This window comes from Blautia pseudococcoides (genome assembly GCF_001689125.2).
Taxonomy (GTDB): domain Bacteria; phylum Bacillota; class Clostridia; order Lachnospirales; family Lachnospiraceae; genus Blautia; species Blautia pseudococcoides.
Genome location: NZ_CP015405.2, coordinates 1454246 through 1478749 on the forward strand (window position 1 = coordinate 1454246; position 24504 = coordinate 1478749).

Consider the following 24504-nt stretch of genomic DNA (forward strand, 5'->3'; position numbering starts at 1 on the left):
ATATATTCATATCACAATTTTTCTTTGTCCACAAGAGGTTTTGTTTTAAATACAGGGTTGTTTCCAGATCGCACGGCCCTGCCCCCTTAACGGTACAGTACATAATCCATCATTTCCCTGGTAAAACCGGCTTCCTTCAGGGCCTCCCCCATATCTGCAGGATACTCTTTGACGGTGAGCCTCTTCTTCTCCGGAAAAAGTGCTTTTTCCCGGAATGCGAGAACAAATTTTTTTAGAACAGCCTTTGGATCCGCGTCTTCCAGCACCCTCAGAACTTTTCCCTGCCGCTCCAGCACCATGACAGGAATGCCGCCCTGCAGCGCCACGGCAGTACCGGGGACATTCAAAAAAGAACGGCCCTCTAAGTGTTCCAGCACCTTTCCCCAAAGCTGCATGGGGTCTGCTGCGTTCAGCCAGATGATCTGGGGGTCCGGATGTGCCAGGGCTTGTACGATGCCCTTGTAATCCTGTTTTCGTATAAACTGCGCACCGGAGAGTCCGCGTACAAAATAACCTCTCCTCACGCGGCCTGTGAACTCCCAGATACGAAGAACCTCCAGGGCCTGCTTCCAGTCAGGATAAGATTCCTGCTCACGGTCCGTATGAAGAGAGAGGGAGCGCCGGAAGGTTTCCCGGCACAGGATGATATTTTCCCGGAAAAAGCTTTCCAGAAGATACTCCATGGACGGATTTTTCAGAGGGTGGACCACATCCCACCGTCCCTTAGACATGGCGGCGATCCTGGCATTGACTCGCTGTCTTGCCGCTGATCTCCTGATTTTTTCCCTGTTCCTCCACTGCCTTACAGGAACAAAACTGTCTGCACTGACCATTCCTTTTTCTGCCAGCTCCATGAGCAGGCTGCGCACATCTTTGGATAGGGGAAGATGCGTCAGGGCTTTCAGAAAACTGGCACCCCGCCTGCAAAGCTCCCGGTAGAGAATTTTTTCCTCTGCTGCTTCCGGTTCCTCGGCTTGCATATCTCCGGAAAGGGGCGCGTTCCAGTCAATCTCTTCATACCGGAGAAAACAAAGCATGTCTCCGGGCAGCATTTTCCAGAAATAATCCCCTTCTGTCAGGATCCGGTCAAGCAGACCTTCACTGTATCTTTGGATTCTTCTGGCAAAGATGATATTTTCCCAGAATGATACGGGAAATCCCTGTCCACAGAATAATTCTATGGTCTGCTTTAACTGCTCCTCCGGTGAAGCATTGACCAGGACCCGGCCTGCGGTCAGGGAGGCATAGTGTTCCGGCGGCTGTGTGACTGCCTCCATGCGCAATCCCCGGATGGTGGCGTTTCTTGCCCTGTCGTAGAGTTTGGCGTGGTAATAAAAGCCGCTGTCCTCCACCAGCTCCTTTTGGGCGCACAAGGTTTCCAGCCATTGGACCATGCAGTCCATGCCCGGCAGATAGCGCTCCTGAATCTGCTTGGCAGTCCGGGGCCCCCGGTAATAGAGCATCCGCCGTATGATGTGCATACCATCCTGTTTATCCAGATCGGTAAGTGCATTTTTATATTCTTCATGCTGTTCCGCGGCAATCCAAAGTCCCGGTTCCATATAGTCTGCCATTTCCTGTGCCGCCAGTTCCTCCAGCCAGTCCGATATACAGCAAAGTTTTGGAGTTCCCGCGTACATATCCTGCAGCTCCGATACTGTTACATCGCCTTCCATCATCAGAAGAGTGTGCAGACCTTCGGCATCCTCGGGAAGTTTTCTGTGCTCCTGCACCTTTTTGAGTGACTCTGCCGATGGTTTCACCTTTTCCATATAGCGCAGTTCGTCATATACGGCCTGCCGGATTCCCGGTGTAGTTGGGGAATATTCGTACATCTCTGCAGCCTCCACGCGCCACTGCATGGGCAGTGACATGGGGGAGGGCGTATCCAGATAAACTTCCCTGACAGCTATCTGACTGCTCTGCACTGCATGGAGTATGCCAAGCATACCCTCTATGTCCCACTGGTCTTCCAGACACTCCCTCTGCGTCTCACGTATCAGGGGATGATTCTTTTCCTGAACAAGGGACTCCAGCATTTCCGTGCTGCGAAGCCGCTGCATCCACAGGGGCTGCCTTCCGTTCCGCTTCATACCCATCATTAGAGCCCTGGCTGCATTGTAACGGAATGTCATGTTAAAGACAGGTGTTGCCGGAAGCATAGCTTCCAGGTTCTCTCTTGCTTTTTCCGTATCTATGGAAAATAAAATGCCCTCCGGCAGAACCTCTTCCCCATAGGGATACAAAAGAATTCCGTCCTCTTCCTCCACGCAGCCCACCGGATTTCCTGTTAATTTCTGGGCTGCGTCCTGAAGAAGAAGGGACAGGGGCGTATTGATCCTTTTTCCAAAGAGCGCGTGCAGCATGATCTGGCTGCTCCCTGTGGAGTCCTTGAAATGTTCTGCCACGATGGTCCTGTCATCAGGCAGAATGCCGGTGGCTTTTAACTGGCGCTCTAAAAATCCTGAGGTATTTTCCCGGGCAGCCTGGTCAAGTCCAAGATTCTCCAGTTCCTCCGTAAGCCTGCCCCTTCGCTCAGCTTCAGATAACGTTCTCATGATCCTGCCGAATGCCAGACTGGTTCCAAGGCTCCGGCCCTTGATCTCGCCTTTCCAGAAAGGAAGCCTGGCGCCCTCCGCGCCGGTCTGAGTAACCACCACGGTATCTTTATCCTGCCCCACGATCTTCCAGGCAAAGGAGCCTAACAGGAATCGGTCCCCAAGCTGTGATTCATAGACAAACTCCTCGTCCAGTTCCCCCACTTTTACACCGTCTTCTGTCTTGGCTGTATACATGCCTTTGTCCGGTATGGTTCCTCCTGCTGCCACAGCCAGCATCCGGCTGTAAGTGTTGGCAAAGACCTGTTCGTGCAGTCTGTCGTACAGAATGCGGGGGCGCACGGGAATTTCCCGTTTATGCTCATGATCGCCTGCCAGCATGGCCAGGACATCTTTCACATCCTGCCTGGAGACAGAACGGAAGGTATACGTGCGGGAAAGGATTTCCATTACGTCATCCACCGTGTAGGCAGTACACGGAATACCGCCGGAACCTTTATCTGTCTCCTGGTTTTTGGCTGTGGCAGCCATGGACACCAAATGCTGTGCCAGTACATCCAGACACATACTGGGCGGGCAGGCCTGTTCTATCCCTCCCTGTCTGGCCACCTGGGCTGTCATGCCGCAGTATAATGTCTCGGAGGCAGTCCGGGGGTACATATACATAACGCTGACCCGGCCGGGATTATGTCCTGCCCGGCCAAGACGCTGCATGGTACTGGAAATGGTGCGCGGACAGCCAATCTGCAGTACCTGGTCAATATCGCCCACATCAATTCCCAGCTCCATGGAGGAGGTGGCACACAGCAGGCGCAGGTTTCCTTTCCGGAGGGAGTCCTCCACTTCTGCCCGCTGTTCCTTTGACAGACTGCCATGGTGCACACGGGCGAAATCCTCCCCCCCAAGCTGATTGACATAGTAGGCAAGTTTTTCCGCATATCTCCGTCCTTCGGAAAAAGCGATCACGCTTCTGCACTGCAGGCACCTGCTGTATACTTTCTCTGCCAGCTCCTCCCAGACCGGGTCTTTTTTTCTTCCGGGCGCCTGTGCTATGCCGTTTACCTCAATTTGTACCTCTTTCTGCATTTGGGGGGCAACGATATGTGCCGGTTCAGGTGAAAGATAACCGGCCGCTGTCTGAAGGGGCTCTATGGTGGCAGATAATCCAATCCTCTGGAGAGGATGTCTGCATAGGCTGTCTAATCTGGCAGCGGACAGCATCAGGTGGGCACCGCGCTTGGTATCAATCAGCGCGTGCAGTTCGTCGATCACCAGTGCTCCGGCTGTTTTAAGGACTGTCCGCCCGGTTCGGCTGGTCAGCATTAGATACAGGGATTCCGGTGTAATGATAAGTATGTGAGGGGGATGTTTTACCATCCTCTGCCGCTCTTTCTGAGGGGTATCCCCGGTTCGTATGCCTACACGGATCTTCCCGGCACCTTCTCCGCCCTCCATAGCTCCGATTCCGTCCAGAGGCCTGTTTAAATTTTCTCTGATATCTCCGGCCAGAGATTTCAGGGGAGAAACATAAATCAGATAGAGTTCCTCCTTCAGTCCCCCCTCTTTTGCCAATGCCTGCAGACGGTCAATAAATACCAGAAAGGCGGACAATGTTTTTCCGGTTCCGGTAGGCGCGCTGATGAGTACGGGGCCGCCTTCTTTTATGGCAGGCCATGCTTCCTGCTGGACTTTTGTGGGCTGTCCGAAGGCCTGCCTGAACCAGGAAGCGGTGGGCTGTGTAAATAGGTTCAGGCTGTCTTGTGTCATATCTTTCATGTGTTCATCCTTTCCATACCTGTATTTCAGCCGGTAGAAACCGGGTAAATGTTCTGTTACGATTGTACACCAAAAGGAAGGTCTCGTGTAGGGTTTCATTGGCTTTTTCCACCTATTTTGTTATAATTACCTGTGTAAAGAGAAAATGGCAAGGAGAACAGATTTTGAAAGAAGGATATTATTTGATCGGTGAGGTCAGTAAAATAACAGGAATATCAAAAGATACCCTGCATTTCTATAATAAAATCGGACTTCTGGTACCGGATTACATAGAGGAAAAGAACCAATACCGCTACTACTCCCGCTGGAATCTGTGGCAATTGGATATTATAACCACATGCCGCAAACTGAGCGTGCCTTTGGACAAGGTAAAACAGATACTGGATTTTCATGACAACAGCAAGATCACACAGCTTCTGCTGGATTACAGAAATGAAGCCCTCCGGCTGAGCAGATATTATCAGCAGGTGGCGGAGGATATCCTGTGGTATGACGAGGAAAATAAAAGGGTCTCAAAAGCGATCCACTCTGATGTGGTAAAAAAGAAATGGCTGAAGGGGGAGACTGTGATCGCCGGCATAATGGCTGGGGACGGTACCTCCTATCACGCCAATCTGCAGGCTGCTGCCAAGGATGAACTTCGGTTTGCGGACACTATACAGAGAAAGTACGGATATATACTGGATCTGGAGGAAATGAAAAAGGGAAACATCTATAAATGCAGGGAATATCTGAAAATCGCGGACAGCAGTTATTCACACGTCAGCCCTGAAAATCTGCATGTCACGCCAACAGGGGAGTATGCGGTCTGTATTGTCCGGATCATCCGGGAATCTGCGGATTTTGAACCGCTTTTTGCCTGGATGGAAGAACGCGGATATACAACAGATGCCGTGTATGCAGATGAACTGGGACTGCAGCTTTTTGATTACATAGACGATTATTACTGTGAAATAAAAGCTCATTTGACAAAAAAATAAATTAGCGCTTGACTGTGTAGTTACTCCATCCTTTATTCTTTTTTCGTTGAGAAAGGATGGTTACATATGAAACAGACACCTATATGGAAATTACTGCTCAAATTATCGCCTCCGGTTATGCTTGCCCTGCTGATTCAGTCCGTGTATAACATAGTGGACAGCTATTTTGTGGCAAAATACTCGGCGGAGGGCCTGACTGCCCTGTCTATTATTTTCCCCGTTCAGCTTCTGATGACTGCCGTGGCAACCGGGACCGGAACAGGCATCAACATTCTGGTTTCGCGCATGGATGGGGCTGATGCGGCAGGTCCCCAGAATGATATTATAAAAAGCGGATTCTTTCTGGGAATCGTGAATTTTGTGGTGTTTGCCGCTATTGGACTGCCGGTATTGAATGCCTACTGCAGGTTTTCCTCTGACCAGCCTATGGTCCAGGCAGGGGGAATGCGGTACGGTGCCATTATCTTTCTGTTTTCCCTGGGCATGTTTGTGGAGGCCAGCTGTACAAAAATACTGCAGGCCAGGGGAAATATGGTCCTTCCCATGTGCGCACAGATCTTAGGCGCACTGCTCAATATTGTGCTGGACCCGCTTCTGATTTTCGGAAAGTTTGGTTTTCCTGTTATGGGAATCCGGGGAGCTGCCATTGCCACTGTGATCGGTCAATGGAGTACCATGGCGGTGGTCCTGATCTCATTGCTGCGGCATGGTCCCTTAAACGGCAGGATTAGGGTAAAAAGCTGTGTCCTGATTTATAAGACCGGGCTGCCTGCCATTATCATGCAGTCCCTCTATACCCTGTATATGGTCGGCCTGAACCTGATCCTGAAGCAATTTACAGAAGATGCAGTCACTGTACTCGGCCTTTACTATAAACTGCAGACTTTCTTCTTTATCCCCCTTATGGGGCTTCAGCAGGTGATCCTGCCTGTCATGAGCTTTAACTATGGAGCCGGGGATCATCGGCGGGTGAAAGATACACTTAAATGTTCCGTTGCAGCCTCTGTCATCGTGATGACCCTTGGCTGCGGAATTTTCATGGCAGTACCGGGCGAACTGCTTTCCATCTTTTCCGGGAAAAAAGAGATTCTGGAGATTGGCTGTACTGCGCTCCGCATAATTTCCCTGAGTTTTATTCCGGCAGCTTTTGTGATCATGCTGACTGTCTATTTCCAGGGGGTAAATATGGGAAAGGCAAGTATCAGCATTACTATACTGCGGCAGATCATACTTCTGGTGCCTTTGGCATGGATCTTTCATTTTAAAGGGCTCTCTTATGTATGGCTGACTTTTCCGGTAACAGAGCTGATCGCACTTGTGTTCTGCGTCTGCTTATATACCGGAAAGAGACCGGAGGATGCACGGAAAGAAAAAACAGCGGCGGGTACATATGACTGCAGTGCGGTCTCAGACCTCTGACAGTTCTGTTGGGGAGGAAAAATGGTTACCTCATAGACTACGCCTTAAGACTTATTTCTATTGATACCGTAAACCATGCACCGAGAGAAAAGGAAAATTTATTCTGAGAACCGGATACGCTCAATCATACTCTGCTTTCTGAAATTCTTCATGATCAGATAGGTCAGAAGAATCTGGATGATAAGGATAACGGCGACCAGAATCACCGTCTGCATGACCGGATAATGGTATCCGACGATACCTAATATCTTGTGTTCTTTTACATATAAAAAGGTAAGATAGCCGAGGATGTTTCCAATCCCCAGGGAGAACAGAAGGGTTCCCGCCGTGTAGAAGACACCCTCCATCTGGAGCATATGCACCATCTGTTTTTCAGAGAGACCGATGGCCTGCATGATACCCAGCTCTCTTCTTCTCACATAGATACTGTTGACCATAGTGTTGATCAGGTTCATAATACCCACACCGCTCAGAACGATCATGAATACATAACAGAGTTGGGAGGTAAAACGGGTAATTTTCTCATTGTACGCTACTTCATCCTCATAGCTTATCAGGTTAAGCAGCCCTGTTTCTTTTATGAGTGCCTGGAGCTGTGTTTCAGCATTTTTCAGTTCACTGCCGCTTGCAGCTATGGACCAGTAATAATCCATATCAAGTCCTGCCAGTTCTTTGATCACTGAATCAGGCAGGACAAGAAAAGCAAAATGGCTCAGTCCATACGGCATATCAGCAATAGCCGCGATCTCAAATGTTTTTTCAACCGGATCATTTCCGGAAATGATGGAAATGCGGACCGTATCTCCTATTTTGGTGCCGGGCATATAACTCTGCATATTTTTGTCTATGAGAATTTTATCCCCCTGCTGCAGCTCCTCATAAGTACAAGAACCCTCCACGATGGATTTTTCCATCCTGTCTGCATATTCCTCAGGTATTCCGATTATGCTTGTCTTCCATATGTCATCTCCATCCATATGATCCGGGAGCTCCACATCTAAACGACTGGATTTTGTGATCTTCTCTACACCCGGTATGGCAAGTACCTGCTTTTCAAAATCCGGGTTCAGAGGATTATTCTGGCATATGGCGGACCATTCCAGGTCAGGATGCATCTTATCTCCGGAGGTGCTGTCTACCGATAAAACAAAGTCATCAAAGATGGAATCTCTTGCGATCTCTTTTGGTTCTAAACAGGACAGGATAGTGGAAATTACCATAAAAAGGATTCCTATCAGACTCAGGGTCACGATGGTCATTATTGTGCGCTTTTTGTTTCTTGAAAGATTGGCTCCTGTCAGATGGAGCAGGTTCATTTCCAGGTGGCCTTTGCGAACTTTTTTCTTTGTTTTTATACTTCCGTCGTACCGCATGGCTTCCACTGGGGAAATCCTGGACGCGATCTGCATGGGGCGAAGCAGGGCAAGCGCTACGGTGAGTAACGTGACAACTACAGCCATAACATACATCCATGGTTTCAACAGGACGATCTCATGATTGTTGACCAGTTCTTTCATTACCGCAGCCATGGCGTCATCGGGACTGAACGCAGTAGTCAGATACCGGTATCCCACGGTGGAAAAAATGCTTCCTGCAATTAATCCGGCCGGTACCGCCATACAGGCAGTCAGCATGCCTTCCCGAAAGACAATCTGCCGTATCTGCTTTTTGGTGGCACCCAATGCCTTGATCTTGCCAAATTCCTGTACTTTATATATCATGGATATATAGTAAAGGCTGTAAATGGTCATGATGCCTGCCAATATGACAATAAGAAGGACTCCCGCGGTTCCTGTATACAGGGAAGGGTCTTTATAGTTGGCAGCAAGGTAGAGTAAATTTTCAACTATATTCGCTTCGGAAATACCCAGCTCTTTTGCAAGATCATCGTATATTCCTTTGATATCCGTGGTGTTCATGGAATCATCGGCTGCGATCCGAAGCATCACCCTGTATTTACGCACTTCCACAGGCTGTTCCTGCTCCATAAAATCTTTGGAGACCATAGCGGAATACATATTGGAATCATCGTTCTCTTTTGGAGAGGGGAGCAGTCCGGTGATAACAAAACTTTGTTTCTTCTCAATTCCGATACCATCCCCTTCTATTGGCTGGTAGGGGAGTTCTATGGTGTCCCCGATATCTGCTGTGATCCCTAATATATTTAAAAGCGCGTTGGATACGGCAATCTCGTTTCCGTTTTCAGGAAAGGAGCCTTCCTCCAGCTTTATTTTTCCTAACTTCCGGGCTGTCTCATCCATGTAGACCATGACAGCGGTTCCATCCGGTACCGGTATCTGCGCCGGATCCTGGCGAAAGCCCATGGTTTCCACTTCTGCTCTGTGGGAAAGTTCCTCCCCGGTATTGACATCCACGTTTCGGTACATAACATGAAATGTGGGGTAAATTTTGTTGGCAGCCGCCATCTCTAAATCTACAGTGCCCAGACCAAGTGCCGGAACCACAAAGATAAGGATGGTGGTCAGGAAAATGGCAATACCGGCCATGATATTCTTTCCTTTGTTCTGTTTGAAGTTGGAGAGCGCAGTTTGGTTTATTGTGTTCATTGGCTCACCACCTTACCGTCCTCAATGACAAGAACCCTGTCAGCCATCTGCGCAATGGTCTCGTCATGGGTGATCATCACCAATGTCTGTCCGTATTCGTTTACACAGGACTTTAAAAGAGAGATGACTTCCAATTCCGTCCTGGAATCCAGGTTTCCGGTTGGCTCATCTGCCAGAATGATGGCTGGTTTGGCAGCAAGGGCACGGGCAATGGCAGCTCTCTGCTGCTGTCCTCCCGAAAGAGTATTGGGCAGGGATTTCAGTTTGTCCGCGATTCCGATACGCTCGGTAAGGTCTTTTACAAATGTATGGTCCGCTTTCTTTTTGTCTAAGCCCATGGGGAGCACTATATTTTCCCAGACATTCAGAGAGGGGATCAGATTATAGTTCTGGAAAATAAATCCGATTTTTCTTCTCCGGAATACAGCCAGCTCCTCGTCTTTTAAATCAAATACACTTTTTCCTTCTATCAGGACTTTGCCGCTGTCCGGACGGTCCAGTGCGCCCAGCATATGCAGCAGCGTACTCTTTCCGGAACCGGAACGGCCTACAATGGCGGTGAATTCCCCCCGTTGTATGGTCATGGTGGTGTGGTCTATGGCTTTCACCAGATTATCCCCGCTGCCGTAATATTTGCATAAGTCTTTTGTTTCCAATAGCATTGATCTCATAGGGGTTCTCCTTGTTTGATGCTTTATTTTATCTTTATTTTACACGGGCATTCTTACAAAAGCATTTCAGACAGGATAACAGATTTGTAAGAATTCATTCCACAGCCAGGAAAAAAGCCATGCAGAAATATAAAAAGGCTGCCTGTATGAGCAGCCTTGCATTGGATAGGCAGTTTGTGATGAAATTCAGCAGGTCTTGTACTGGGTTTTCGGGAAGGTAATCTGAAATGTACTCCCCTTTTTTCCATTTTTTACGCAGATACTTCCGCCTTGTTCCTCCAGTATTTTCCGTGTGAGATAAAGCCCTACGCCTGAGCCGTCAACTTCCTGGACAAAAGACGTTCTGCCGCGGTAGAACCGTTTGAATATCTGCCCTCTCTCCTCTCTCGGAATCCCAATCCCTTCATCTTCTATCTCAATGAGGAAATAGCTGACCATGGGGTCCACACGGATATCTATGGCACTGTCCGGTGCCGAATATTTTACAGCGTTGTCAAGAACATTTACAAGTGCCTCCTGGGTCCAGCGGGGGTCCTGAATGATCTCCTCATCCCGGAATTCATTGACAGATAAGGTCATATGCTTCTGGTAAGCTTTCATATATACACTGCTGACCGCACCCTGGATCGTGTTTTTTAAGCTGGCTTTTACAGGCTCCAGACGTATCATATTGGTCTCCAGACGGGAGAGCTGAACCAGGGATTTCGTGAGATTTTCCAGTTTCGTCACCTCATTTTTTCCCTGCATGAGAAAGGATCGCTGCTCTTCTTTTGTAAAGCTGCTGGTGTCTGCAATCTCATAGCACATTTTCAGGGAGGCAAGGGGAGTCTTTAACTGATGGGAAATATCTGTGACCAGTGTTTTTGTCTCTGCTGCCTCACGCTCTATCTGGGATCTCAACAGATTGTTCTCCTCTTCCAATTGTGCGGTTTTATCCTTCAGCTCAAAGATTTTGAGTTCTGCCAGGCTCTGGAGCTTTTTCTGGTATAAGATCAGAAAAGCAAGCAGAAGGACAAAAAAGACGGCAGTCAGCAGCGGTACCGGCAAAAATGAAAAGATGGAAGAGGGAAAGGCTGTATATCTGCCGCTGTAACCGTGTCTGGCTTCCGCTTCTCTGCCTGCGACAAGGGCCTTTTGGGAGTCAATCTCTGTTTTTCCTTCTACGATGCTGGTATATTCGCCTGTTGAATCAGGGGCAGCAAGGATAAGTCTGCCTAAAAGCACCTGCTTTTCTGTATATACGGTATCTATCCAGCGAAAGGCAGTGTACAGAGTTCCTAAAAGGACAACTGCCAGTGATCCCAGAAAGATGATCATTCTTTTGTTACGTCTTTTGTCCATATGTATCCCATTCCTCTCACATTTTGTATAGCGTCACATTCCAGCCTGGACTTGAGACGGCTGATATTGACGGGTATGGTGTTGTCGTCCACAAACTGGCCGTCTATATCCCACACAGCTTCCGCAATCTGTTCTTTAGAAAAAATCTGCTGGGGATTCTCCAGGAAAAAGATCAGTAGCTGCAATTCTTTTTTGCTTAGGGACAAAAGTTCCCCACTTTTCCAGACTTTCATTTCCTGCAGGGATACACGGATATCACCACAGATAAAGGCAGAGGTTTTGGCAGTCTCAACTCTTTTCATAAAAGCATGGACCTTAGAAACCAGGACCATCAGACTAAACGGTTTTGTAATGTAATCGTCAGCACCTACATCATACCCGGTGACAATATCAATCTCCTGGTCCAGGGCAGTCAGGAAAAGAATATAGACCTTGCTCCTCTCTCTTACTTTGCGGCAGAAATCCAGGCCGCTGCCCTCTTTTAAATTGATATCACTGATGATCAGGTGGATTTCATTATTCTCAAAAAGTTCTTCCGCTCTGAAGGCGCCAAAGGCAGAAAGTACATGATACCCCTCCTTTTCCAGGCGCATGGATATTCCCCGGTTCAGATTTTCATCGTCCTCCAGAAGCAATATGGTCTTTTTCAACAGTATTCTCCTCGTTTCTTTTGATAGTCTGATTATAGTGTAATTCCCGTGAATTTGTCAATCGGCCGGCTGCCTCTTTACGGCAGCAGCGTATCCAGATATTTCAGCCAGAAACAAAGGGAAATAACAGCCAGAAAATCCGTTCCTGTACAAGTGCGCTGCCATCAGGTACATAAAAAACAGCAAAAGAAAAAGAAAGCAGGAGAAAGAACACAGTCATGGCTGCAAGGACGCGCAGGTTTCGGATCCGTAGCCTGCGTAAAAAAAGAAATCCCGTCAGGGCAGCCCCCAGACTATAGAACAGGGATTTAAAAAAGCAGGCAGAGGAGTGCAATTTGACCCGACCCCCAAAAGTTAGACCTAAAATCTAACGATTGGAGGTCGGTATTTTTATGGCAAAATATAGTTTTGCATTTAAGAAAAAAGTAGTTACAGCATATTTAAATGGCAAGGGTGGGCAACTTGCACAGAAATTTAATATTCCAAACAAATGTGAAGCCAAAAAATGGATAGATAACTATACTGCTTTTGGTGATGACGGATTAAAACGCTCTCGCAAGAATGAATATTATTCTTTTGAAAAGAAGCTTTTTGTTGTAGAATTATACTTATCAAGTGAGATTTCAATCTGTGAATTAGCAATTCGGGAAGGCATTACAAACCCAAGTATGATAAGCATCTGGGTAAATCGTTTTCGTGCTGCTGGTCCTGATGCTTTGAGACCTTGCAAGAAAGGTCGGAAGAAAATTTTGAATAAGCCTAAAGTAGAAAGTAAAGTGCAGAAACTGGAAGAAAGCTACCTTGATACCAGTGCTGAGCACGTAAAAGAATTAGAGGATGAGCTTCTCAAGTTGAGAATCGAGAATGCATTTTTAAAAGAACTGAGGAGGCTGCGTTTGCAGGACGAGGCAAAAATGAGAGAACGGCACTTGTCATCAACAGCCTCCGAAGAGAGTTCAGACTAAAAGACCTTCTCTCTTATATTGGCATGCCGAAAGCAACATTTATGTACTGGCAGAAAAGATTTGACAGAGAAAATCCTGACAAAGCAATTGAAGAAAAGATGCTTGAGATCCGTGAGAACAACAAGGATTATGGATATCGTCGAATGCTGGGAGAATTAAGAAATCAAGGGTATAACATGAACAAGAAAAAAGTACAACGAATCATGCAAAAGCTTGGTCTTCAAGTGACATCGTTTACTCGAAAAAGCCGTAAATATAGTTCTTATAAAGGCAAGGAAGAACGAATATTTCAGAGCATGTCACGAAGAGGAAACTGTCACGACAATTCAGTGATGGAAAACTTCTTTGGTTTACTAAAACAAAAAATCTACTACGGTGTTGTCTATTATAGTTACGAGGAACTAAAAACTGAAATTGAACGATATATAAAGTATTATAATGAGCAAAGAATTAAAGAAAAACTAGGATGGATGAGTCTTGTACGGTACAGGCTTAGCCTCTTGGCTGCCTAAAAATAGCGAGGCAGCCGAAACTGTCTCGCTAATAAAGTCTAACTTTTTGGGGTCACATCAAGATTTCCGATGTGTGTTTTTGGTTTATAATTGTTTTTCTACAGCTGCGGTTAGCATAACTCCTTACATGCCGTCAGGTCTGCGGATATAATCCCAGGGATTTTTATACACGCCGTTTACGCTGACGCCAAAGTGCAGATGATATCCCGTTGCGGCACCTGTCATACCCACATAGCCAATTACCTGGCTGGCTTTGACTGTTTGTCCTTTTTTGACTACAGGGTTTGAGATCATGTGCATATAGATGGTATGAAGGCCGTTCCCATGGTCGATTTCCACGTAATTGCCCTCTCCTCCCCAGCCATATCCTGCATTGACTACAGTGCCTCCTGCAGCGGCAAGAACCCTGGAATTAGCCGGTGCAGCCAAATCCACACCTTTATGGTTGGTAGAACCAATCCCGCCCGGGCTGTCACGGTCTCCGAATTCACTGGATACATAAGTGATACTTGGACAGGGGAAGCACCACGGACCGTTGGTATTTTCCACCTCTGTCCGGATACCGTTGGAATCCAGATAGTAGCCATCCATATAGGTATTGACAGCCATGGCACCGTTTGACTTGAAATAGTAATAATCGTCTTCTATTTTCTGCCATCCGGTCTGCATGACGCCATTTTTATCCAGATAATATTTGCTTCCTCCCAGTGTGACAAAACCGGTCTGCATCACACCGCTGCCATTGAAATAGTACCATTTTCCACTGATTTGCTGCCATCCGGTGAGTGTGATCCCACTGCTGCTGAGGTAATATTTTTTATCTTTTATAGTCAGCCAGCCGGAAGACATGGCTCCATTTGACGGACTAAAGTAATAAGAACAGCCTCCGATTTTCTGCCAGCCGGTAAGCATGGCACCACTGCCGTTGAGATAATACCAAGTGCTGCCAAGTTTCAGCCATCCGGTCTGCATCACACCGCTGCCATTAGAATAATACCAGGTTTTTCCTACCTGATACCAGCCGGTGCACATAGCGCCGCCAGAAGGATTGAGATAGTACCAGGTACCGCCCAGATTCAGCCATCCGGTGGCCATGGAGCCATCCCTATTCAGATAATACCAGGTATTTCCGACGATAAGCCACCCGGTCTGCATGGCGCCGCTGCCATTGGAGTAATACCAGGTCCTGCCCACTTGATACCACCCGGTCTGCATGGCACCGCTTGTGGGATTGAGATAATACCAGGTACCGCCCAGGTTCAGCCATCCGGTGGCCATGGAACCATTTCCATTCAGGTAATACCAGGTATTTCCGACGATAAGCCACCCGGTCTGCATGGCGCCGCTGCCATTGGAGTAATACCAGGTCTTGCCCACTTGATACCATCCGGTCTGCATGGCCCCATTGGATGGATTTAAGTAATACCAGGTACCGCCCAAGTTCAGCCATCCGGCTGCCATAGCACCGCTGCCATTCAGATAATGCCAGGTGCCATTTAAGTTCAGCCACCCGGTCTGCATGACGCCGCTGCCATTAGAATAATACCAGGTTTTTCCCACCTTGTACCATCCTGTTTTCATGACGCCGTCAGAAGGATTGAGATAATACCAGGTACCGCCCAGATTCAGCCATCCGGTGGCGGCCGCGCCATTTCCCTGTAAATAATACCAGCGGTTGTTGATCAGCCGCCATCCCCCTGCCTCCATAACTCCGCTGCCATTCAGATAATACCGGCTGCCGCCTATTTTCTGCCAGCCTGTGAGCATGATTCCATCTTTATTCAGATAGTACCAGGAGCCGTTTAAATTCAGCCAGTTGTTTGTGTGCAGAGAGCCATCGGGATATATGTAGTACCAATGCTTGCTATAATTTACCCAGCCATTGCCGGTGAGCATTGCGCCATTGGAATTTAAAAGATATTTTTTTCCGTCTGTACTTAAAAGACCTGTTTTCATTTTTCCGTCGGATGCCAGATAATACCAGACACCGCTTAAATTCAGCCAGCCTTTATTGTAGAGGGTTTGATTTTTATTCACATAGTAATAGGTCTTGCCGCTTTTCAGCCATCCGGCTTTGGTATATAAGCTGCCGTCTTTATTGATATAGTATAGCTTATCGGATACTTTCAGGATGGTTTTCTGATACATAAGGCCGTCTTCCTGGAAATAATATTTCTTTCCGTCAACAGTTCCCCATCCAACGGTTTTCAGCCCCTGCTCGTCCAGGTAATAGGTGCCTTCCTCCAATGTAAGCCATCCGGTAGCCATGGTACCGTCTTCCTCGTAATAATGGGTACCGTTTTCCTCCTCCACCCAGCCTGTTTTTACAGGGAGCGCCTGATCATTCTCCTCCGCGGGTTGTTCAGAGGCCGGTTCATCACCAGGATCACCTGCAGGTCCATTGGGGTCAGCATCCGCATCATTCTTGTTTTCATCCGGAATCTCCGTATTATCTGTATTCTGATCAGAATCTGGCAGCTGTTCTTCATCAGAACCGGAAATATTCTGGGATGTACCGCTTTCCTGGACCTTGGTGTTTGTGGTACTGCCCTCCTGGGCCGCATTTATATTCTGCTGGCTTACCATCAGGGATGCACTCAGGACCGCGCTGCAGACGGCTGTCTTGATTAATTTTTTATTCCTCATCTTCTCCCCCTTACGCAAATGTACTTTCATCCAATATAATGGTAAAAGGTCCCTCATTTACAAGCGATACCTGCATCAGCGCGCCGAATCTGCCGGTTTTGACTACAGGTACTTGCTCTCTTGTTTTCTCTATCATATATTCATAAAGTGATTCCGCCATCTGGGGTTCTCCCGCATGGAAGAAGCTGGGACGATTGCCTTTTTTACAGTTGGCGTACAGTGTGAACTGGGAGATCAGAAGGACCTCTCCGCCCACATCTGCCAGAGACAGGTTTGTCTTACCTTCCGCATCTGCAAAAATTCGCAGGTTGACCATTTTCTTGATATACTGGTCAGCCGTCTCTTTTGTGTCCTCTCTGCCGATTCCCACGAAAACCAGAAATCCGCGGTTGATACTGCCTATGCACTCCCCTTCCACATGGACAGAAGCCTCCGTGACCTTTTGAATAACTAATTTCATTTACGCAAAAAACTCCTTTTTTTCTTTTCGTTTTCTTCCTTCTTTTCCTCGGTAACCAGTTTTACCGGTTCCAGGGTTTCCGGATTAATATAATCCACATCCTGATACAGATTATCCTCAGTGGGCAGGTCTTTCTTTTTCAGCCAGGAATTGCGCAGGTATTTGAGACCTGCCACGATCACTGCCCATACCGGTACACCGATGATCATGCCCGGAATGCCTAAAAGGCCGCCGAACAGTAAGATAGCCACAATAACCATGAAACTGGACAGGCCTGTGGAGCCCCCCAAAATCTTTGGTCCTAGAATATTACCGTCAAACTGCTGAAGCAGAAGAATGGTGATCAGGAAATACAGGCACTGCATGGGATTGACCAGCAGGATAATAAAGGCGCTGGGTATAGCACCAAGGTACGGACCAAAAAACGGGATAACATTGGTCACACCAACGATCACACTGACCAGGATCGCATAGGGGGTTCCTATGACTGAGGTCAGAATATAACACAAAACACCGATAATAGCGGAGTCTACGATCTTTCCGTTTACAAAACCGCCGAAGGTCTTATTCACAAAACGGCATCCTCTGATAATGTCATTGGCCCTCTCCGCATCAAAGGCAGCGTAGATGAACATTTTGCCCTGTGTCAGAAATCCTTCTTTGTCAGCCATCAGATAGACCGAGATAATGGCACCGATCAGAAAGTTCTTGATGAAGACCAGCGCGCCGAACACACCTGTGGTAAACTGCTGCAGAACCTCTTTTAACTGGGGCAGGAGCTGTACATTCATCCAGGTTTCCATTTTGGATGAATAGCTGTTGAAGAAATCAATGGCAGTGGAGCGAAGCTCCGGATTATCCTTCAGGATGGAATTCAGCCAGTTGCCCACATTCTGCACATATCTGGGCATATCATTGATAATACTGATGATACTTTCCACAATAGACGGCACGATCATAGCCATCAGGGAATAAATGATCAGCAGCGCGAACAGCAGCGCAAAAAAGACGCAGATATAACGGACTGCTTTTTTCTTCTTTTTATTAATTTCTATTTTCCTTCTCTTCATAAAAGGAAAGAAAAACTTCTCCTCCAGAAAGTTGACTACAGGGGTCAGCAGATAGGCTATGACCACGCCGAATATTACCGGCATCATAACACTGCTCAGAATCCGGAATCCCCGTATGAGCACATCCATATGAAAAATCCCAAAATAAAAGAGCATACTGGCACAAATAACGGTCAATGCTGTAACGCCCCAATACAAATATTTTTTATCCCAACGAAACTTCATGATTAAGCCTCCGATTATGCATAAACTGGAATCATTATAACATGAAATTTATTATTTGTGTCATAATTCTGTAAAAAAGTTATTTATTTTTTTAATTTTATATGATATATTCAACGAGATAAGTGAGGATTCTCCCGCCTCTATAGGCGGAGAGATAAATCACCCAAAATAAAAGTGACGGCAGTAGCGGGCAAAGAAGAAAAGAATTATGCTGCGGAGGATATTGAAATGAAATTACAGAAGTTATTGAGTCTTACCAGAAAAGCGGTGGATGAGTTCTCTCTTATAGAGGACGGAGATAAGATCGCTGTGGGTGTTTCGGGAGGAAAAGACAGCCTGTCCATGCTTTATGCCCTCCACGGACTGATGCGTTTTTACCCTCATCCTTTTTCTATAGAAGTGATCACCGTGGACCTTGGTCATCCCGGGTTCCATGTGGAGAAAATAAAAGAGCTGTGTGATAGCCTTTCCCTTCCGTTCACAGTGGTGAAGACAGATATCGCACAGATTATCTTTGATGAGCGGAAAGAGAGCAACCCCTGTTCCCTCTGCGCCAAGATGCGCAAAGGAGCCCTCAACGAGGAGGCAAAGAGACTGGGCTGCAATAAGGTGGCTTACGCCCACCATAAGGATGATGTAGTGGAGACTATGCTGCTCTCCCTTATTTTTGAAGGAAGATTTCATACTTTTTCACCTAAAACCTATCTGGACCGTATGGACTTGACCGTGATCCGTCCTCTGCTCTATGTGGAGGAGGCAGATGTCATTGGGTTTAAAAATAAATATGACCTGCCTGTGGAGAAAAGCCCCTGTCCGGTAGACGGATATACTAAAAGACAGTATGCCAAGGAACTGCTCCGGGATTTGACAAAAGAACATCCCGGTACCAAGGAACGCATGTTTACTGCGATCTTAAACAGCAGTATAAACGGATGGGACAAAAGAATACCGAAATAAACGACGTAACAAGAAGCACCGCAGAATCTGCATTCTGTACCGACCCCCAAAAGTTAGACCTATAATCTAATGATTGGAGGTCGGTATTTTTATGGCTAAATATAGCTATGAGTTCAAGAAGCAAGTCGTTGATGCTTACTTATGTGGAGAAGGTGGCTACACATTACTTGCTGAAAAGTATGGTATTAAAAACAGACGTCAAGTTTTAAATTGGGTTCATTATTATGAGCAATTCGGTGACGAAGGATTGTTGAAATCCCGTAAAAATGAGAATTACTCTTTCGAGTTTAAACTTCATGTGGTAGAGTTGTATTTATCAAGTGAGTTGTCGTATCAGGAAGTTGCTCTGTCTTCCGGCATCAATAATAATGCGATTGTTTGCAAATGGGTGAATGAGTATCGTGTTGCCGGACCTGATGCGTTAAGACCACGTAAGAAAGGTCGTAAGAAGACATTGGAGACATCAACTGATAAAAACAAAGTACTTCCTGACAATCCTGTATCCGTCGATACAAGTACAGAACACGTAAAAGAACTTGAAGATGAACTTCTCAAGCTAAAAATAGAGAACGCATTTTTAAAAGAACTGAGGAGGCTGCGTTTAGAGGACGAGGCAAAAACGAGAGAATTGCAAGAGTCATCCACAGCCTCCGAGGAGAATTCCGATTAAAAGTTCTGCTCTCGTATTCCGGTATGCCAAAAGCAACCTATATGTATTGGCAAAAAAGATTTGATAGAGTAAATCCGGATAAAGAAATTGAAAATAAAATCATGGAAATCCATGAGAATAACAAGGATTATGGTTATCGACGTATGTATGGAGAACTTCGAAATCAAGGAATGCTGATAAACAAGAAGAAGGTTCAACGCATTATGCAGAAGCTAAATCTTCAAGTCCTATCGTATACTAGAAAAAGCCGTAAATATAGTTCTTATAAAGGGAATGTAGGGACTGTTGCGCCTAATAGAATTCGAAGAAGATTTCACACACATATACCACATCAAAAAATAACGACAGACACCACAGAGTTCAAATACTATGAAGTGGACGCGAAAGGGCACATGACGATGCACAAGCTGTATCTGGATCCGTTCATGGACATGTGTAATGGAGAAATTATAAGTTACGGAATTGCTAAACGACCAACTGCTGCAAATGTGATGAATGCGTTAAATAAAGCGATTGAAATAACTTCTGATTGTCCTTATCGCAGGACTTTTCATTCAGATCGGGGATGGGCATACCAAATGGGGGAATACTTGCATCGTCTTAAAGAGGAGCGTATTTACCAAAGCATGTCGCGAAAAGGCAACTGCTATGACAATTCTGTTATGGAAAACTTCTTTGGTCTGCTAAAGCAGGAGATATACTATGGTGCTGTTTATTACAGTTTCGAAGAGTTAAAATCAGGAATAGAAAGATTCATCAAGTATTACAATGAGCAGAGGATTAAAGAAAAACTAGGATGGATGAGTCCTGTACAATACAGGCTCAGCCTCTTGGCTGCATAAAAATAGCGAGGCAGCCGAAACTGTCTCGCTAATAAAGTCTAACTTTTAGGGGTCACCTCATTCTGCGGTGCTCCTACATGACGATTCCCATAAGCCGGTAAACGGTCAGCCTTTTTTATTTCTCTTATTATCTCTGATCTCAATGGCCTTTTTGATCATTTCCACACAGCCGTCAATACCCAGTATGCCGCTGTTCAGACATAAGTCATAGCTGGTGGCATCGCCCCATTTTTTGCTGGTGTAGTAATTATAGTAACTGGCCCTTCTCTTGTCTGTCTTCTGGATTCTGTCTTTTGCAGCCGAGTCGGTCAGTTCATGCTTTCTGGCGATTCTCTTGATCCTTTTATCCAAATCAGCATGTATAAATACACTGATCGCACCTTCGTAATCAGAAAGCGCATAATCCGCACAGCGCCCGACTATAACGCAGGGAGCCTCAGAAGCCAGTTTTTTAATTGTGTCAAACTGTGCCAGGAACACCTTGTGGTTGATGGGCATATCGGTAAATGCCGCTGAGGAATAGCCAAAGGAATATGTATCCATGACCAGAGAATACAAAAAACTGTTGGTTGGCTTTTCGTCATTATTCTCGAATAATTCCTGGCATAATCCACTGTCCTTGGCTGCCCTGTCAAGAAGCTCCTTGTCATAACATTTAATACCCAGTTCCTCTGCCAGACGCAGACCAACTTCTTTTCCGCCGCTTCCGTACTGTCTTCCAATTGTAATTACCGTATTTGCTGCCATAATCAAACACTCCTCTCTATTCGATAATCCCTCTCTGAGATTGTTGTAGCAATTCAACAGAGAAATATGGAATTATTATCTTACTATAACTATTATAATCTATTTTATCCAATCTGTATATAAAATTTATATTATTTTATCGGAATTTTATGAGAAGTTTTTCAAAATATTCTGGAAGAGGTGCCGAAAACTCCAGATACTCTTTTGTGGCCGGATGGATAAAACCTAAAATCATAGCGTGAAGTGTCTGGCCTTCCAGGCCCGGTACGGGACACTTTTTCGGTCCGTACACCATATCCCCCAGAAGCGGATGCCCAATGCTGCTCATGTGCACGCGTATCTGATGGGTGCGGCCTGTTTCCAGGCGGCATTCCACATAGGTGTAGTTTCCAAAACGTTCCTGAACCTTATAATGGGTGACAGCGGGTTTTCCGTTTTTTTGATTGACAGCCATTTTCTTCCGCTCTGTGGGGTGACGTCCGATGGGACCTTCCACAACGCCCTCGTCCTTAGTCAAATTTCCATGTACAATGGCACGGTAGCGTCTGGTTATGCTGTGATCCTTGAGCTGCTGCGCCAGATCCCTGTGTGCCAGATCCGTCTTGCATACCAGAAGCGCTCCGGTGGTATCCTTATCAATACGGTGTACAATGCCGGGACGAAGGACTCCGTTAATGCCGGAGAGATTTCCACGGCAGTGGTATAAAAGAGCATTTACCAATGTGCCGCTGTAATGGCCTGCGCTTGGATGCACCACCATTCCTTTTGGCTTATCCACCACAAGAAGGTGCTCATCTTCATAAAGGACAGACAGAGGGATGTCCTCGGGCAGAATATCCGGTTCCCGGTTATCAGGTATAAAGACACAAATCTCCTCGTCTTCAGAAAGCTGGTAACTGGATTTTACAGGCCGGTCTCCCACAGTGACGTTTCCCTCCTTAAGCTGCTTTTGAAGAAAAGAGCGGGAATAGTCCGCAAGTTCCAGTGCCAGATATTTGTCGATGCGTTCCCCTGCCAGGGAGGGGTCAACGAACAGGCAGATTTTTTTCATTTCTTCTTTCCTTTCCCTGATAAAAACGCAAAATCCTCTTCTTTGTAGATAAATAAAAAGGAGATCAGGAACAATGCCATGGAGACTACCACATAGATATCCGCCACATTAAAGACAGGAAAATTAATGGGGGAGAAATAAATAAAATCCACAACATAATTCAGCCGGACACGGTCAATAAAGTTGCCGATCGCCCCTGCACAGATGACAAAACAGATAATCCTGAGAAATAGGTATTTTTTATCTGGGGGCATATGCCAGAGTACATAGATCACAGCACATAAAATGATGACTGTCATAATACCAAAGAAAAGAAACTGGTTCTGAAAGAGGCCAAAAGCAGCCCCCTTGTTTTCCAGATAATGCAGGTAGAGTACATTGTCAATCAGGGGGATATCCGGCTGATCCTTCAGATGCCGGACAGCCAGGTATTTTGTCCACTGATCCAGTCCGGTCAAAAGAGTTACGCTGATGAGAAACTGCACCAGCACAGTGATTTTTTTCGTCTTCCGATTCATGTTCATCTCCCTGGGGCTACTCCAGTATTTCCCGGATAGCGGTGAGCAGCTCTTCATCTGTCACGGTTTTATCCACCACCGCGTATCCAGGTTCTTTCATAAGAATAAATTTGATCCTGCCCTGCTCCATCTTTTTATCGGACTTTGTGACGCTTAACACTTCCTCCGCGCGCAGCCCGTCTGTGAAAACAGGCAGGCCAAAGACCTCCAAAAGCTTCTTTACCTCTTCATACTCCTCCACAGTGATCATGCCGCGCCGCATGGATAAGTATGCGGAGGCCACCGTGCCGACTGCCACGCACTGTCCGTGGAGCAGGCGGAAATCCTTTAGCTTTTCAACTGCGTGGCCAACCGTATGGCCCATATTCAGAACAGCCCGCTCTCCCTGCTCTGTGGGGTCATTTTCAACCACAGTCTTTTTGATGACACAGCTTCTGCAGATCATCTCGGAAAGGGTATCCGTGTCAAGGGCCAGTATCTTTGCACGGTTTTCATACAGCCACCGGGAGTAGGAGGCGTCACGGATAAATCCGTGCTTCACAACCTCCCCCATACCGCAGGAAAACTGCTCCAGGGGCAGCGTGCACAATGTGCTCACATTCATATATACCATGCGGGGCTGATGGAACGCACCCACCATATTTTTGTATTTTAAGAAATCCACACCTGTCTTACCGCCGATACTGCTGTCCACCTGGGCCAGAAGCGTGGTGGGTACCTGAATAAAAGCAATTCCCCGCAGATAGGTTGCTGCCGCAAATCCGGTCATATCGCCTACCACACCGCCTCCGAGGGCAACCAGAAAATCCTTCCGGTCAAAGTGCATTTCAATCAAATGCTGGTATATCCCCTGGATCTGTTCCAGTGTCTTATTCTCCTCCCCGGCGGGAAGCACATAGGAAGTCACAAAGCAGGCACACCGTTCCAGCTCTTTTTTCACGGTATTTAAGTACAGCGGAGCAACCGTGCTGTCTGTCACAATGCAGAATTTTCTCCCGGAGAATTCCAGTCTCTTAAGCTGCTTAGATAAATCCGAAAAATCCTTGCGGAATATAATGGGATAGGAAAAATCCCCGTCTCTTCTAACCTGTAATATGTCTGCTGTCATTCTTTTCACTCCTGTCTTAACAATATCTGGCCAGGCTTATATGATACCTGTTCTTTTTTGTGATGCCTTCCACTTCCTCAAAACGGAATTTTCCTCTGCCGCGCACAGACACAATATCCCCCTCCTTCAGATTATATCCGTTGGAGAGAATGTTCTTTCCGTTCACAAATACCTTTCCCCCTTCGATCAGGGAGATGATACTGCTTCTGGAGGTGGAAAATGCCAGTGCGATGACGCTGTCCAGTCTCACAGAGGAAACCGTCCCGGAAACTTTTTCTGTTTTCAGAACAGGCAAATCCTCCAGTGCGTGGGGAAGCTTTGGTACTACGTTCGTATGGCGGACGCGGCACAACTCCTGCATGAGAAACGGCGCCATGTTCTCATGGCAGAAGACATGGGCTGTCTTCCCGTTCACCAGGATATCCCCGATCTTACTTCTCTCAATACCAAGGTTTAATATAGCTCCCAGATAATCCCTGTGCGTCAGGCTCTCTGCGAATTTCTCCGCCGCAGGCCGGATCTGGATGCAGGAGATGGGATAATCCTGCTGAAAGAAAAGAGCATCAGGGATGAATGCTGCCATCTGACGCTCTGCCAATGCATAGCCTCCGAAGGTCTCCACTTTGACCCCTGATTCATTCTTTGGCAGGCTGTGCAACATATGCAATTCATTTAAGTCCAGAAAATCAGAGAAAGTAAGAACACCGCGGTAATAGGCATTCTTACTTAACTCTTTCATACGTTTTTCAAATAAAACTTCTTTTTCCATGG

17 protein-coding genes and 2 pseudogenes are annotated in these 24504 nt (G+C 46.6%); 6 read left to right on the plus strand and 13 right to left on the minus strand.

Annotated features, from left to right (window positions below):
• Positions 1-86: 86 nt before the first annotated feature.
• Positions 87-4325 (minus strand): DEAD/DEAH box helicase, encoded by a 4239-nt coding sequence (locus A4V09_RS06825; RefSeq protein ID WP_065544671.1) that lies wholly within the window; start codon positions 4323-4325, stop codon positions 87-89.
• Positions 4326-4498: 173 nt separating this feature from the next.
• On the opposite strand from A4V09_RS06825, the gene A4V09_RS06830 reads away from it, so the two are divergent.
• Positions 4499-5314 carry a MerR family transcriptional regulator gene (locus A4V09_RS06830; protein ID WP_065544672.1) on the plus strand — a complete coding sequence of 272 codons (816 nt, stop codon included), beginning with the start codon at positions 4499-4501 and terminating at the stop codon, positions 5312-5314.
• A 66-nt stretch (positions 5315-5380) separates the two neighbouring features.
• Positions 5381-6733 (plus strand): MATE family efflux transporter, encoded by a 1353-nt coding sequence (locus tag A4V09_RS06835; protein WP_065541688.1) that lies wholly within the window; start codon positions 5381-5383, stop codon positions 6731-6733.
• 98 nt (positions 6734-6831) lie between these two features.
• Here the strand turns inward: A4V09_RS06835 and A4V09_RS06840 are convergent, their stop codons facing one another.
• From A4V09_RS06840 to A4V09_RS06860, 4 genes are all read right to left on the minus strand, one after another.
• Positions 6832-9300, minus strand: coding sequence for an ABC transporter permease (locus tag A4V09_RS06840; protein WP_065541689.1), 2469 nt, complete (start codon positions 9298-9300; stop codon positions 6832-6834).
• On the minus strand, positions 9297-9971 hold the full coding sequence (locus A4V09_RS06845) for an ABC transporter ATP-binding protein (RefSeq protein WP_065541690.1): 675 nt from the start codon (positions 9969-9971) through the stop codon (positions 9297-9299). Before A4V09_RS06845 ends, A4V09_RS06840 begins: the two co-directional genes overlap by 4 nt.
• Before the next feature lie 186 nt (positions 9972-10157).
• Entirely contained in the window at positions 10158-11312 is a 1155-nt protein-coding gene (locus A4V09_RS06855; protein WP_065541692.1) for a sensor histidine kinase, read from the minus strand.
• Positions 11285-11962 (minus strand): response regulator transcription factor, encoded by a 678-nt coding sequence (locus A4V09_RS06860; protein WP_084043463.1) that lies wholly within the window; start codon positions 11960-11962, stop codon positions 11285-11287. Before A4V09_RS06860 ends, A4V09_RS06855 begins: the two co-directional genes overlap by 28 nt.
• A 392-nt stretch (positions 11963-12354) precedes the next feature.
• Here A4V09_RS06860 and A4V09_RS26945 point away from each other — a divergent pair.
• Together A4V09_RS26945 and A4V09_RS26950 are read left to right on the plus strand one after the other, a co-directional pair.
• Positions 12355-12696 (plus strand): annotated as a pseudogene (locus A4V09_RS26945) (helix-turn-helix domain-containing protein); the annotation flags it as partial.
• A gap of 81 nt (positions 12697-12777) precedes the next feature.
• Positions 12778-13439: pseudogene (locus tag A4V09_RS26950) on the plus strand (IS3 family transposase); the annotation flags it as partial.
• A gap of 123 nt (positions 13440-13562) precedes the next feature.
• Here the strand turns inward: A4V09_RS26950 and A4V09_RS06875 are convergent.
• The 3 genes from A4V09_RS06875 to A4V09_RS06885 are packed head-to-tail and all read right to left on the minus strand — an operon-like array spanning position 13563 to position 17840.
• Complete coding sequence (locus A4V09_RS06875) at positions 13563-16085, minus strand: peptidoglycan DD-metalloendopeptidase family protein (protein ID WP_065541695.1); 2523 nt, start codon at positions 16083-16085, stop codon at positions 13563-13565.
• Positions 16086-16095: 10 nt separating this feature from the next.
• Positions 16096-16545: a D-aminoacyl-tRNA deacylase gene (dtd, locus tag A4V09_RS06880; RefSeq protein ID WP_065541696.1), complete on the minus strand. Its 450-nt coding sequence runs from the start codon at positions 16543-16545 to the stop codon at positions 16096-16098.
• Positions 16542-17840 carry an AI-2E family transporter gene (locus A4V09_RS06885; protein ID WP_065541697.1) on the minus strand — a complete coding sequence of 433 codons (1299 nt, stop codon included), beginning with the start codon at positions 17838-17840 and terminating at the stop codon, positions 16542-16544. Before A4V09_RS06885 ends, dtd begins: the two co-directional genes overlap by 4 nt.
• 228 nt (positions 17841-18068) lie before the next feature.
• Between A4V09_RS06885 and A4V09_RS06890 the strand changes: the two genes are divergently transcribed.
• Together A4V09_RS06890 and A4V09_RS06895 are read left to right on the plus strand one after the other, a co-directional pair.
• On the plus strand, positions 18069-18797 hold the full coding sequence (locus A4V09_RS06890) for a PP-loop family protein (RefSeq protein WP_065544675.1): 729 nt from the start codon (positions 18069-18071) through the stop codon (positions 18795-18797).
• 91 nt (positions 18798-18888) lie between these two features.
• A protein-coding gene (locus tag A4V09_RS06895) for an IS3 family transposase (protein WP_242963995.1) occupies positions 18889-20309 on the plus strand; the annotation gives its coding sequence in 2 pieces (ribosomal slippage) (positions 18889-19375 and positions 19375-20309; 1422 coding nt in all).
• Positions 20310-20414: 105 nt separating this feature from the next.
• Here the strand turns inward: A4V09_RS06895 and A4V09_RS06900 are convergent.
• The 5 genes from A4V09_RS06900 to A4V09_RS06920 form a co-directional block, all read right to left on the minus strand.
• Entirely contained in the window at positions 20415-21056 is a 642-nt protein-coding gene (locus A4V09_RS06900; protein ID WP_065541699.1) for a cytidylate kinase-like family protein, read from the minus strand.
• A 136-nt stretch (positions 21057-21192) separates the two neighbouring features.
• Entirely contained in the window at positions 21193-22107 is a 915-nt protein-coding gene (locus A4V09_RS06905) for an RluA family pseudouridine synthase (RefSeq protein WP_065541700.1), read from the minus strand.
• Positions 22104-22625: a signal peptidase II gene (gene lspA, locus A4V09_RS06910; RefSeq protein WP_065541701.1), complete on the minus strand. Its 522-nt coding sequence runs from the start codon at positions 22623-22625 to the stop codon at positions 22104-22106. The genes A4V09_RS06905 and lspA overlap by 4 nt, the downstream gene beginning before the upstream one ends.
• 16 nt (positions 22626-22641) lie before the next feature.
• Positions 22642-23733 (minus strand): 3-dehydroquinate synthase, encoded by a 1092-nt coding sequence (gene aroB / locus A4V09_RS06915; protein ID WP_065541702.1) that lies wholly within the window; start codon positions 23731-23733, stop codon positions 22642-22644.
• Positions 23734-23749: 16 nt separating this feature from the next.
• The gene (locus tag A4V09_RS06920) at positions 23750-24502 is read right to left on the minus strand and encodes a YlmH family RNA-binding protein (protein ID WP_065541703.1); all 753 of its coding nucleotides are present in this window, start codon (positions 24500-24502) and stop codon (positions 23750-23752) included.
• Between the last annotated feature and the right edge of the window lie 2 nt (positions 24503-24504).